Source organism: Actinocrinis sp. (assembly GCF_035653575.1).
GTDB lineage: Bacteria > Actinomycetota > Actinomycetes > Streptomycetales > Catenulisporaceae > Actinocrinis.
In genome coordinates, this window is the sequence record NZ_DASRBQ010000054.1 from 1 (window position 1) to 11,558 (window position 11,558).

11 protein-coding genes are annotated in these 11,558 nt (G+C 71.1%); 7 read left to right on the forward strand and 4 right to left on the reverse strand.

The window, feature by feature from the left end:
• Positions 1–702, reverse strand: a 702-nt coding sequence (locus VFA06_RS07525; protein ID WP_324839710.1) for a glycosyltransferase 87 family protein, incomplete at its 3' end; no start/stop codon positions are given.
• A gap of 95 nt (positions 703–797) precedes the next feature.
• Between VFA06_RS07525 and VFA06_RS07530 the strand changes: the two genes are divergently transcribed.
• Complete coding sequence (locus VFA06_RS07530) at positions 798–1,961, forward strand: glycosyltransferase family 4 protein (protein ID WP_324839711.1); 1,164 nt, start codon at positions 798–800, stop codon at positions 1,959–1,961.
• Positions 1,962–2,027: 66 nt separating this feature from the next.
• Here the strand turns inward: VFA06_RS07530 and VFA06_RS07535 are convergent, their stop codons facing one another.
• Positions 2,028–3,854, reverse strand: coding sequence for an AMP-dependent synthetase/ligase (locus tag VFA06_RS07535; RefSeq protein ID WP_324839712.1), 1,827 nt, complete (start codon positions 3,852–3,854; stop codon positions 2,028–2,030).
• A gap of 270 nt (positions 3,855–4,124) precedes the next feature.
• Here VFA06_RS07535 and VFA06_RS07540 point away from each other — a divergent pair, with 270 nt between their 5' ends.
• The 4 genes from VFA06_RS07540 to VFA06_RS07555 are packed head-to-tail and all read left to right on the forward strand — an operon-like array spanning position 4,125 to position 7,348.
• Positions 4,125–4,574, forward strand: coding sequence for an SRPBCC family protein (locus tag VFA06_RS07540; protein WP_324839713.1), 450 nt, complete (start codon positions 4,125–4,127; stop codon positions 4,572–4,574).
• 43 nt (positions 4,575–4,617) lie between these two features.
• Complete coding sequence (locus VFA06_RS07545) at positions 4,618–5,991, forward strand: ArsA family ATPase (RefSeq protein WP_324839714.1); 1,374 nt, start codon at positions 4,618–4,620, stop codon at positions 5,989–5,991.
• Positions 5,988–6,356, forward strand: a complete 369-nt coding sequence (locus tag VFA06_RS07550; protein WP_324839715.1) for a DUF5304 family protein — start codon at positions 5,988–5,990, stop codon at positions 6,354–6,356. Before VFA06_RS07545 ends, VFA06_RS07550 begins: the two co-directional genes overlap by 4 nt.
• Before the next feature lie 50 nt (positions 6,357–6,406).
• Positions 6,407–7,348, forward strand: coding sequence for an ROK family glucokinase (locus tag VFA06_RS07555; RefSeq protein WP_324839716.1), 942 nt, complete (start codon positions 6,407–6,409; stop codon positions 7,346–7,348).
• 126 nt (positions 7,349–7,474) lie between these two features.
• On the opposite strand, the gene VFA06_RS07560 is transcribed toward VFA06_RS07555, so the two are convergent.
• Positions 7,475–8,143 carry a hypothetical protein gene (locus tag VFA06_RS07560; protein ID WP_324839717.1) on the reverse strand — a complete coding sequence of 223 codons (669 nt, stop codon included), beginning with the start codon at positions 8,141–8,143 and terminating at the stop codon, positions 7,475–7,477.
• 197 nt (positions 8,144–8,340) lie between these two features.
• Here VFA06_RS07560 and VFA06_RS07565 point away from each other — a divergent pair, with 197 nt between their 5' ends.
• The gene (locus VFA06_RS07565; RefSeq protein ID WP_324839718.1) at positions 8,341–9,057 is read left to right on the forward strand and encodes a lysophospholipid acyltransferase family protein; all 717 of its coding nucleotides are present in this window, start codon (positions 8,341–8,343) and stop codon (positions 9,055–9,057) included.
• Between the two features lie 68 nt (positions 9,058–9,125).
• Here VFA06_RS07565 and VFA06_RS07570 read toward each other — a convergent pair whose 3' ends face one another.
• On the reverse strand, positions 9,126–9,800 hold the full coding sequence (locus tag VFA06_RS07570; RefSeq protein WP_324839719.1) for a GTP cyclohydrolase II: 675 nt from the start codon (positions 9,798–9,800) through the stop codon (positions 9,126–9,128).
• Positions 9,801–10,233: 433 nt separating this feature from the next.
• Between VFA06_RS07570 and VFA06_RS07575 the strand changes: the two genes are divergently transcribed.
• Positions 10,234–11,259, forward strand: a complete 1,026-nt coding sequence (locus VFA06_RS07575) for a 6-phosphofructokinase (protein WP_324839720.1) — start codon at positions 10,234–10,236, stop codon at positions 11,257–11,259.
• Positions 11,260–11,558 lie beyond the last annotated feature (299 nt).

Here is an 11,558-nt window from a genome sequence, read left to right on the forward strand (position 1 = left end):
GAAGCCGAACGCTCCGGGAAATGCGGCCGCGAGCGCGAGCGTGGGCAGCAGCGCGGCGATCCCCGCCCAGAGCAGCGCCCTGCGGCCGTCCACGCGCTTGGGCAGACCCATCGCCAGCGCGGCGGGCCAAAGCTTCATGACCGCCCCGAGGCCGATCGCCATGCCGCGCAGCCGCCATGTCGACATCGCGCTGCTGGCAGTCACCACCAGGGCGAATGCCGCAGTCATCGCCACGATGATGTCGTAGCGGCCGTACACGATCGGCCCGAGCAGGAAGATCGCGAACACATACGCCCAGGCTCCGGTGTAGTTGATCGGGCGCTTAGCCACGGCCGTACCCGTGTTCCGTTCAGCCGTGTACCAGCATCGGTACACCACCAAAAGAAATGTGATCAGATCAGCGAGCAGCGCCATCGCGTAGAACGTCGAGTAGTAGCTCAACCCGGTAACGCCTCGCACGATGCGCGGCAGCGCGATGACGACGGAGGCGCCGGGCGGATACTGCCATACCGGGTCGTGTAGCGGGAAGTGCCCTGACGTGAACGCCTGCGACCAGCGGTTGTACGTCTTCACGTCGCCGACGATGTCCCCGTGCGAGATGTACGGGATCACGTTGTAGGTGAAGAGCAGCAACACGGCCCGGGTGCACGCCCAGCAAGCCGCGGGCAGTATGGCGGTCCGCGCGCGCTGCCTGGTGATCACCCTTCCTGTCGTCGCCTGTGTCACCGGCAGTGGCCTTGTCGCGGTCTGGCGCCCCGTCATGTGCTTCGGTGGTTCCGATCTGAGATCGTTGCGGCATGCCCCGCACCCTCGTCGTCACGAACGACTATCCCCCGCGGCCCGGCGGTATCCAGGAGTTCGTTCAAGCCATGGTCGACGGGTTCACCCCATCGGACGTAGTGGTGTACGCCTCCACGTGGCGTGGCAAGGCTGCCGAGTGCCGCGCCTATGACGCGGCGCGGCCGTATCTGACGGTGCGCGAGGACACCTCCGTGCTCCTGCCTGAGCCGCGGCGCACTCGGCGGGCTTGCGAGATCGCGCGGGCCGAGAGTTGCGAGACGGTCTGGTTCGGGGCGGCGGCCCCGCTCGGGTTGATGGCGCCGGCACTGCGCCGCGCGGGCGTCAATCGGCTCGTCGCGACGACGCACGGCCACGAAACAGGCTGGGCGCAGCTACCGGGGGCTCGCTCGTTGCTGCGCCGAATTGGTGATGGCGTGGATGTCGTCACGTACCTGAGTGAGTATCAGCGCACCCGGATCGGTGCGGTACTCAGTCCGCAGGCTGCGCAGCGGATGGCGCAACTGTCGCCGGGCGTCGACACGGAGCGATTCAGGCCCGAGCTACGTACCGCACCCGAGGTCGCGGAGCTGCGCAAGCGTTACGGTCTGACGGACCGTCCGGTCGCCGTGTGCGTATCCCGGCTGGTGCCGCGTAAGGGTCAGGACACGCTCATCCGCGCCTGGCCACAGGTCAAGAAGGCGGTACCCGACGCGGCATTGCTGATCGGCAGTGGCGGTCCCTACCGCAAGGACCTGGAACGTATCGCGCGTGAGGCAGACGTCGAGCGGGACGTGATCTTCACCGGCCGGCTGGCCTGGGCAGACCTGCCGCTCTATTTCGCGCTGGGCGATGTGTTCGCGATGCCGTGCCGCACCCGCCGCGCGGGCCTCGACGTCGAGGGCCTCGGCATCGTGTACCTGGAGGCCTCGGCCACCGGCCTGCCGGTCGTGGCCGGCGACTCCGGCGGAGCGCCGGACGCGGTGATCGAAGGCGAGACCGGCTATGTCGTCCCCGGCCGCGCCGTAGACCTGACCGCCCGGCGGGTCGCGGAACTGCTCGCCGACCCCGGTCTTTCCGCGAAACTCGGCGCCGCGGGACGGGCCTGGGTCGAGCGCCGCTGGCAGTGGTCCACCATCCGCGAGCGGTTCAACGCGCTGCTTAACCCACCGGCCTCCGCCTGAGCCCGCCCTTCAACCGGGGCGGGTCCAAGCAGAGGCCGGTGGGTTAAGCAGCTGCTCCTGCTGCTCCTACTTCGTGTAAAGCTTCTCGATCTCGTCCGCGTACTGCTGCGCGATCACGTTGCGCTTGATCTTCATCGACGGGGTGATCTGGCCGCCCTCGATCGTCCACTCGATCGGCAGCACCGCGAACTTGCGGATGCTCTCCGCCTTGGAGACCGCCTGGTTCGCGCCGGCCACCGCCTCCTCGATCTCGTGCAGCACCGCCGGGTCGCCGGCCAGCTGCTCCAGCGGCGTGGACTTGTCCCTGCCGTGCAGCTCGAGCCAGCCGGGCAGCGCCTCGGAGTCCAGGGTGACCAGCGCCGCGATGAACGGCTGCTTGTCGCCGACCACCATGGTCTGGCTGATCAGCGGGTGCGCGTTGAGCCGGTCCTCGAGCACCGCCGGGGCCACGTTCTTGCCGCCCGCGGTGACCAGGATCTCCTTCTTGCGCCCGGTGATCGACAGATAACCCTCGTCGTCGAGCTTGCCCAGGTCGCCGGTGCGGAAGTAGCCGTCCTCGGTGAAGACCTCCCGGGTGGCCGCCTCGTTGTTCCAGTAGCCGCGGAAGACCTGCCGGCCCTTGATCTCGATCTCGCCGTCCTCGGCGATGCGGATCGTGGTGCCCGGCAGCGGCGGGCCGACCGTTCCGGCCTTCGCGTTCGGGTACGGGTTGACCGCCACCGCTGGCGCCGTCTCGGTCAGGCCGTAGCCCTCGCACACGAACAGCCCGACGCCGCGGAAGAAGTGCGTCAGCCGGGCGCCGAGCGGCGCGCCGCCGGAGATCGCGGCCTTGGTGCGGCCGCCGAGCGCCGCGCGCAGCTTGCCGTAGACCAGCCGGTCGAACAGCGCGTGCTTGAGGTTCAGCCCGACTGGGATCTTTCCGGCCTCCTGCGCCTCCGACCAGGCGATCGCGGTCTGCGCGGCGGCGTCGAAGATCTTGCCCTTGCCCTCGGAGTGCGCCTTGAGGCTGGCCGAGTTGTAGACCTTCTCGAACACCCGCGGCACCGAGAGGATGAAGGTCGGCTTGAACGACCCCAGCTCCTCGACCACGTTCTTCACGTCCGAGCAGTGCCCGAGCTTGGCGCGGGCGTAAATCGCGCCCACGTGGATGATCCGCGCGAACACGTGCGCCATCGGGAGGAACAGCAGCGTCGAGGCTTCGGCGTTCTCGCCCTCGCCGCGGAAGACCTTCTCCAGGAAGTTCACCGCGTTGCACGCCTCGAACAGCATGTTGCCGTGCGTCAGGACGCAGCCCTTGGGCCGGCCCGTCGTGCCCGAGGTGTAGATGATCGTCGCGACCGATTCCGGGTTCAGCGTCGCGCGGCGTTCCGCCAGCACCGACGCGGGCACCTCGGTGCCCGCGGCCGCGAGCAGCGCGAGAGCGCCGGACGGCGCGTCGGTGGAGGACTCGATCTGCCAGACGTGCTTGAGGCCCTCGGCCTGGTCGCGCACCGACTCGATGACCGCGGTGTTCTCGGCGTTCTCGGCGAACGCGGCCACCGCGCCGGAGTCGGACAGGATCCACGCGACCTGCTCCGCCGAGGAGGTCTCGTAGATCGGCACCGGCACGCCACCCGCCTCGAAGATCGCGAAGTCGAGCAGCGACCACTCGTACCGGGTGCGGGACATGATCGCGACGCGGTCGCCCGCGCCGACGCCCAGCGCCACGAGGCCCCGGGCCACCGCGGTGATCTCGTCCAGGAACTCCTGCGCCGTCACATCCCGCCACACGCCGTCGACCTTGCGGCCGAGCACCGCCTGGCCGGGCGCCTCTTCGGCGTTGCGATGCACGAGATCGGTGAGATTGGCACCGGCGGGTACCTCGTACAACGGTTCAACACTGAACTCGCGCACGCGCGCTCCTCGAAAATACGACTGTCCGGTCTGCCGATCGCCGGGGGCAGTGAAACCGCGTCCCCGGGGTCGGGCCCTCGGCGCGCCGTCCTGTCCCCGTGGCTGCTGCCACGGCTTCAGCACCGAAGGTACATCTCATTACCGGTGAGTAGCTAGTGTTTGGGCCTATCCACAGGCGGATCGGCATTCCCTCCTTAGCGCCTCTTTGGCGCGGTACCCTGAACCGAGCGGAGCCGGGGGCATGGCCGGCCGGGGTAGAAAGGCAGGGCGATGGCGGACCGGACCAGAGCCTCGATCCAGATCGGCGCGCCGGCGGCCGACATCATGGCGGTGATCGCCGACCTGCCCGCCTACCCGGAGTGGACCGGCGAGGTCAAGCAGGCCGAGGTGCTGCAGCAGGACCCCGCCTCCGGCCGCGCCGCGCGGGTGCGCCTGTCCATCGACGCGGGGGCGCTGCGGGACCGGCAGGTGCTGGACTACACCTTCGACGGCGACCGGGCCGTGCACTGGACCCTGGTCGAGGGGGACATGCTGCGCTCGCTGGAGGGCTCGTACGTGCTCACGCCCGCCGACGGCGGCGCCGCCACCAACGTCGAGTACACCCTCGCCGTGGACGCGAAGATCCCGCTGTTCGGCATGATGAAGACGAAGATCGAGAAGGTCATCATCGACCGCGCGCTGGCCGGGTTGAAGAAGCGCGTCGAAGCCACGGCCCGCTAGGCCGCGGCCCGAAGAGACGACACGACGCGGATTTCTGACGCCCATGGAGACCACACCCGCCCACCCCGGGTCGAGCCCGGACGCTTTGGCGCCGCCCGGACCGCTCGCCGAGCCGGCGCCCCCGGTGGAACCGCTGGCCCGCGCGACCCGGCTGGTGTTCTGCACCGGCAAGGGCGGCAGCGGCGTGACGACGGTAGCCGCCGCGACCGCCGCGCACGGAGCGCAGCGCGGCCTGCGCACGCTGATCCTCTCGCTCGGCGCGCTCGGCCCGGACAACGACGGGGACGATCTTCCCGCGATCCTCGACCATCAAGTCGGCACCGTGCCCACCCAGATCGACGATCTGCTCTACGCGCAGCGCTTCGCCGCGCAGCCCGCGTTCGAGGAGTGGTACGGCAAGGCGGCCGCGCGGTTCCGCACCGCACTTGAAACTTTCGGCGTCTCGGTGCCCGATGCGGCGGAGTTGGCCGCCCCGCCCGGAGTGGCCGAACCGCTCGCCCTGCTCGAGATCACCACGGCGGTCAGCGGCGGCGCCTGGGACCTCGTCGTGGTCGACGGGCCCCCGCTGGGCCCGGCCCTGCGGCTGCTGTCCCTGCCCTCGAACTCGCAGACCTGGCTGCGCCGGGCCAAGCCGGTAGAGGGCCAGGCCGCCCGCGCGCTGCGTCCGGTGCTGGCCACCCTCGCCGGCCTGCCGCTGCCACAAACCGGCCTGGTCGACCTGGCCCAGGACGCCGCGGCCAGGGCCGCTGCCGCGCACGCGATCCTGGCCGACCCGCTCTCCTCGGTGCGCCTCATCGCGACCCCCGACACCGTCGCGATCTCCCGGCTGCGCGCCGCCCGCACCGCGCTGTCGCTTTACGGCCTGCGCCTCGACGGCGTGGTGATCAACCGTCAGATCCTCGAAGCGCCCAGGGACAGCTGGTCACGCGGCTGGGCGGCGGCGCAGCGGATCGCCACCGAGACGCTCACCGAGACCTTCGCCGGCGTGCCGATCCACGAGATCCCCTACCGGCCCTGCGAACCGCTCGGCCTTGAGGAGCTCGCCGTGGTCGCGGCCGCCGCCTACGGCGCGGGAGACGGGCTCGGCCCGGCCGCCGCGCCGCCCGCGCCGTCCCTGGCCGAGAGCGAGGGCGGATACACGCTGGTGGTGCCGCTGCCCGCGGCCGACCGGCGCGGCCTCGGCCTGGTGCGCCGCGGCGACGACCTGATCCTGACCGCGGGCGCCTATCGCAGGACCCTGCCGCTCGAGCCGGTGCTGCGCCGCTGCCGGGTGGCCGGAGCGGTGCTGCGCGACCAGGCCCTCAACATCCGTTTCGTCCCAGACCCCGAGCTGTGGCCCCAGTCGGCCGAGCCGGCCGCGACTCCGCCGTCGGCCCAGCCGCCGCAAGACCCGTCCCCCGCAGGAGGCCAGCCGTGACCGAGCAGAGCGACGCCGCCGAACGTCCCGAGGACGACGGCGAGGAGATTCCGGTGGTCGAGCTGACCCCCGCGCAGCGCCAACCCGCGCCGACCTCCGCCGAGGCCGACTGGACGCGGACTGAGCCGGTACGGGATGATCCGGGGACGCTCGGTGAGGAAGCACGGCGCCTGTGGGACTCGGTCCGGGAGCAGTTCGTCGACCCTCTCGTGCGTAACTACCCGGAGGCGGCCGGGCATCTCACCACGGCGGGCACGGAGCTCGCGGCGGCGCTGCGCGCGCTCGTCCGCGGCGCCGAGCAGCGGTGGACCAACGGCGGCGAGGAGCGCCCGGATGACGGCCGCGACGGCCCGCAGGACAGATAGCCGGGACGTCCGGCGCGCCGGGCAGGGTGAAAGGGCTGAGTGAGGGGACCATGGGACTGACGATCGGCGTCGACATCGGCGGCACCAAGATCCTGGCCGGCGTGGTCGACGAGACCGGCGCGATCCTGGACCGGGTCAAGATCCCGACGCCGCGGGACTCGGCGCAGACCGCCGCGGCGATCGCGCAGGCCGCCCAGACCGTGCGCAAGGACTACCCGGTGGAGGCGGTCGGGCTTGGCGCGGCCGGGTTCATCAGCGCCGACCGGGCCACCGTGCTGGTCGCCCCGAACATGTCCTGGCACGACGAGCCGCTCAAGGCGCGCATAGAGGCCCTGATCGACCTGCCCGTGGTGGTGGAGAACGACGCGAACGCGGCCGCCTGGGGCGAGGTCCGCTTCGGCGCCGGGGCCGCCCGCCCCAACGTCGTGCTGTACACCATCGGCACCGGCGTCGGCGGCGGCATCGTGCTCAACGGGGAGCTGTTCCGCGGCCACTTCGGCATCGGCGCCGAGTTCGGCCACTACCGCGTGGTCCCGGACGGACGCCCGTGCGGCTGCGGCCAGAAGGGCTGCCTCGAGCAGTACGCCTCCGGCAGCGCCCTGACCCGCTTCGTCAAGGACCGCGCGAAGGAGGACCCGGAGCGGGCCCAGATCGTGCTCGGTCTCGGCGACGGCACGCCCGACGGCATCCAGGGCGCGCACATCACCGAAGCCGCCCGCAAGGGCGACGCGATCGCGCTCGAGGCGTTCGCCGAGATCGGCCGCTGGCTCGGCCAGTCGATGGCCGACCTGGCCTCGATCCTCGACCCCGAGGTGTTCGTGGTGGCCGGCGGGGTGTCGGACGCGGGCGAGATCCTGACCGCGCCGACCCGGGAGAGCTACCACAAGGCGCTGGCCGGCACCGGCGACCGTCCGTTCGCCGAAGTGGTGACCGCCACGCTCGGCCCGGACGCCGGCCTGATCGGCGCGGCCGACCTCGCCCGGCACCGCTGAGCGCACGCACGCTCGAAGCTGGCGCCGCGTCAGGTCCGGGTTCGTCCAGCTGAGGCGGCGGATCGGGTCCGCCGGATCAGGCCCAGGCCTGCGCTCGGGCCGATTCCAAGCCGATCTGAGGGAGCGTCAGACCACCGCGCCGTAGGTCGGATCGTCCGGATCGTCGTCCCCGTCCTCCGGGCGATCCTTCAAACGGCTGACCAGATAGCCGAACCCGACCACGCCCGCCAGCACGCACAGCAGCGCGGCCCACTGCGGCGTCTGCCAGTGCAGCAAGGTCGCCAGGGCGAGGTAGGCCGGGCCGCCGAGGCCCGCGATCCACGCCGCCTTGGTCGCCATGCCGAGTTCCGGCAGCGGCGGCGGGGGAGGGGGCACGTAGCCCTCTTCGACGGGCTCTGAAGGCGTATCCCAGTCCCGCGGGCCGGGCGCCGTCCACGTCACCGCGGGAGGAGCCGACGGAGGCTGCTCCTGCCCTGGACGCGCCGCCGGGCGTACCACCCGGGATGGCGTCGCAGGGGTCGTGCCGACGCCGTGGCCCGCGCCGGTTCCCGTCCCGGTGCCGGCGCTCGAGTGAGGGCCCTGCGTACCGGTGCCGCTCTGCGCGCCGCCGCCGTAGGCGCCGTCTCCCGGGTTCGGCTGCGTTTCCGGGACAGGCAGATTCTCCGCGTCGGGCCACCGGCCGGGCTGGTCCGCCGTGCTGGCGTGAAACGCCGCGACCAGTTCCGTCCAAACCGCGTCGTCCACCGCTCCCGGCCGGTCGCCCTCGCTCGGGCGGTCCATGTCGCCTGTGGTCATCGCGGAGCTCCCGCCTCGAGATTGCCTCGCCTCACGTGTGCGCCTCCACCGGGGCATCGTCCCACGCCGCCCGCGTTCACGTACAGCCAAACCGGCGACTAGAAGCCGCCATCGCACGGCTCGCGGCGCGGCGACCGCGACGCAGGTACACTCCGAGTCCCGCAGTCAGGCACGTTGCCGGGAGGTGCAGCGGTTCGATGTTGTACGGCCTGCTGAAATCGGCGCTGCTCGGCCCGCCGCTGCGGTTGAGCTTCCGTCCGCGCGCCCGCGGCGTCGAGCACTTCCCGATCGAGGGGCCGGTGCTGCTGGTGGCCAACCACCAGTCCTTCTCCGACTCGCTGTTCATGCCGATCGCCGCGCCGCGCCCGGTGAAGTTCCTGGCGAAGGCGGAGTACTTCACCGGACGCGGCGTCAAAGGCCGCCTGTTCGCAGGCTTCTTCCGCGGCGTCGGCTCGATTCCGATCGACCGCTCCAACGCCGCCACGGCCGATCCCGCGCTGAGCACCGCGCTGCGGCTGCTTTCGGAGGGCGAGGTCGTCGGCATGTACCCCGAGGGCACCCGTTCGCCGGACGGCAGGCTGTACAAGGGCCGCACCGGCGTCGCACGCATCGCGCTCTCGGCGCGCTGTCCCGTAGTGCCGTGCGCGATCTTCGGTACCGACCGGGTCCAGCCGACCGGCCGCCCGCTGCCCGTGCCCAGCTTCGACCCGCGAGGCCGCGTGCGCGTCGTCTTCGGCAAACCGCTCGACTTCTCGCGCTACACCGGCCCGGACGGCGCCGCGTGGGAGGCGCTCGCGGGCACCGACGCGGAGCGCGCGGTACTGCGCGCCGTGACCGATGAGATCATGCTCACGATCGCGCGGATGACCGGGAACGAGTACGTCGATGTCTACGCCTCCACAGTCAAGAAGTGACGGCCGGGACCGGACATCCGCCGCCGCGCGCAGCGGACGGCGTGCCGGTCCCGTGAGTCAGCGTCTTGTTAAGCGGCTCGGGCCGGGTCGGCCGCGCTCAGCGCGATCCGGTGCCCGGTGACGGTGACCTTGGTCTGCAGGTAGCGCAGGTTCGAGGCGGTGACGAAGACGCCGGTCGGCACTTTGTCCCGCACCGTGATCCCACGCCGCGTCAGCTGCCAGGCCTTGTCCGGGTTGTTCGACAGCAGCCGGATCCGCGACGCGTTCAGCGCGTGCAGGATCTGCGCCGCCGCGGTGTAGTCGCGGCCGTCCGAGGGAAGGCCGAGCGCCTCGTTGGCCTCGTAGGTGTTCAAGCCCTGATCCTGCAGCGCGTAGGCGTCGAGCTTGTTGTACAGGCCGATGCCCCGGCCTTCCTGCCGTAGGTAGATCAGATAACCGCCGGCCTTCGAGATCTGCTCGGCGGCGTCACGCAGCTGCGGACCGCAGTCGCAGCGGGCCGAACCGAACACGTCGCCGGTGAGGCACTCTGAGTGCAGCCGCACCAGCGGCACCTCCGCCTCGGTATATCGCCCGAGACCGAGCGCCACGTGCTCCTGTCCGTCGACCAGCCCGTCGAAGGTGAAGACCTGCGCGTCGGTGCGGAACCCGTCGCCGAACTGCAACGGTATGCGCACGCTGGTGCGCACGGTCGCGGCCGCAAGCGGCGATCCGGCGGACCCCAACGTCGACTGCTGCTCGCTCATCCGTCTCTCCCGTGCCCGGAGGGTGCGCTGTCATCATCCAGCGCCGTCGTCGATCGCGCCCTGCGTTGATCGTTCATACGAGACTCAAGAACGGGTGGGCAGCCCGGGGAAATTCCCGGCGCGGCGATCAGTTCCCCGTTGTTCACGCCGTCGCCACCGCGTTCACACATCTGTCACCCGTCCGCGATACGAACCGGGGTAAACCGACTGACGAGTAACCGGTAGGTTTGGTTCCGAGGTCGAACGCCGCACAGCCCTGCCCTAAGCGGCCGGGGCGCGGCGGGGCAACGGCGCCCGGCAACCCCACCGAACCCGCGGTCAACAGCGCGGGCGGGCGCGGCACATTAGCGCCCGCAAAGCGGGGCCACATACCCTCGAATCATGAGCCGGTGCGGCGGCTCTCACCTCCACAAACGTTGCTGAAGGGATCGAAATGCGCGTCGGAGTCCTGACCGGCGGTGGCGACTGCCCGGGTCTGAACGCCGTCATCCGGGCCGTCGTCCGCAAGGGCGTGCAGAAGTACGGCTACGAGTTCGTCGGGTTCCGCGACGGCTGGCGCGGCCCGCTGGAGGGGCTGACCCGCGAGCTGAACGTGAAGGCGGTGCGCGGGATCCTGCCGCGCGGCGGCACCATCCTCGGCTCCTCCCGCACCAACCCGATCAAGGTGGAGGGCGGGGTCGAGCGGATCAAGGCGAACCTGGCCGAGCTCGGCGTCGACGCCCTGGTGGCCATCGGCGGCGAGGACACCCTCGGTGTGGCCACCAAGCTCACCGAGGAGGGCGTGCACGTCGTCGGCGTCCCGAAGACCATCGACAACGACCTGAACGCCACCGACTACACCTTCGGCTTCGACACCGCGGTGACCATCGCCACAGAGGCGATCGACCGGCTGCACACCACCGCCGAGTCGCACCACCGGGTGCTGATCGTCGAGGTCATGGGCCGGCACGCGGGCTGGATCGCGATGCACTCCGGCATGGCCGGCGGCGCCAACGTGATCCTCATCCCCGAGGAGAAGTTCGACCTGGACCAGGTCTGCGCCTGGATCGAGTCTCGGTTCAAGAGCGAGTACGCCCCGATCGTGGTGGTCTCCGAGGGCGCGACCCCGCTGGACGGCAACGAGGCGCTGATCTCGCACGAGCTCGACGCGTTCGGGCACGTGCGGCTCGGCGGCATCGGCGAGTCCCTGGCCAAGGAGATCGAGAAGCGCACCGGAAAGGAGGCGCGCACCACGGTCCTCGGCCACGTGCAGCGCGGCGGCACCCCGACCCCGCGCGACCGCTGGCTGGCGACCCGCTTCGGCCTGCACGCGATCGACGCGGTGCACGACGGCGACTGGGGCAAGATGGTCGCGCTGCAGGGCGTGGACATCGTGCGCGTCCCGCTATCCGCGGCGACCACCGAGCTGAAGACCGTGCCGAAGTCCCTCTACGAGGAGGCCAAGGTCCTCTTCGGCTGAGTCCTGTTCGGCTGAGCCCGGTTCGGCCGGGCCCGGTTCGGTCGGTTTTCTTCGGGCGTCCCGTTCGGCTGGGTCCGGTTCCGTCGGGTCCAGCTCGGCCGGGTTCCCTTCGGCTATGCCCGCTTCGGCTGGGTCCGGTTCGGGCGGGTTCCCTTCCGCTGAGCCCGGCCAGCTGCAGGGCTGAACCTCGCAGGCCAAGCCGCGGCCGACTCCGTCCCCGCGCCGTCATCCTGCGCGCTGGACCGAGTCGGCCGTCGCGTTGTGCGATTGCTGCGATACCTTCAGCCGAAGGGCGCTGG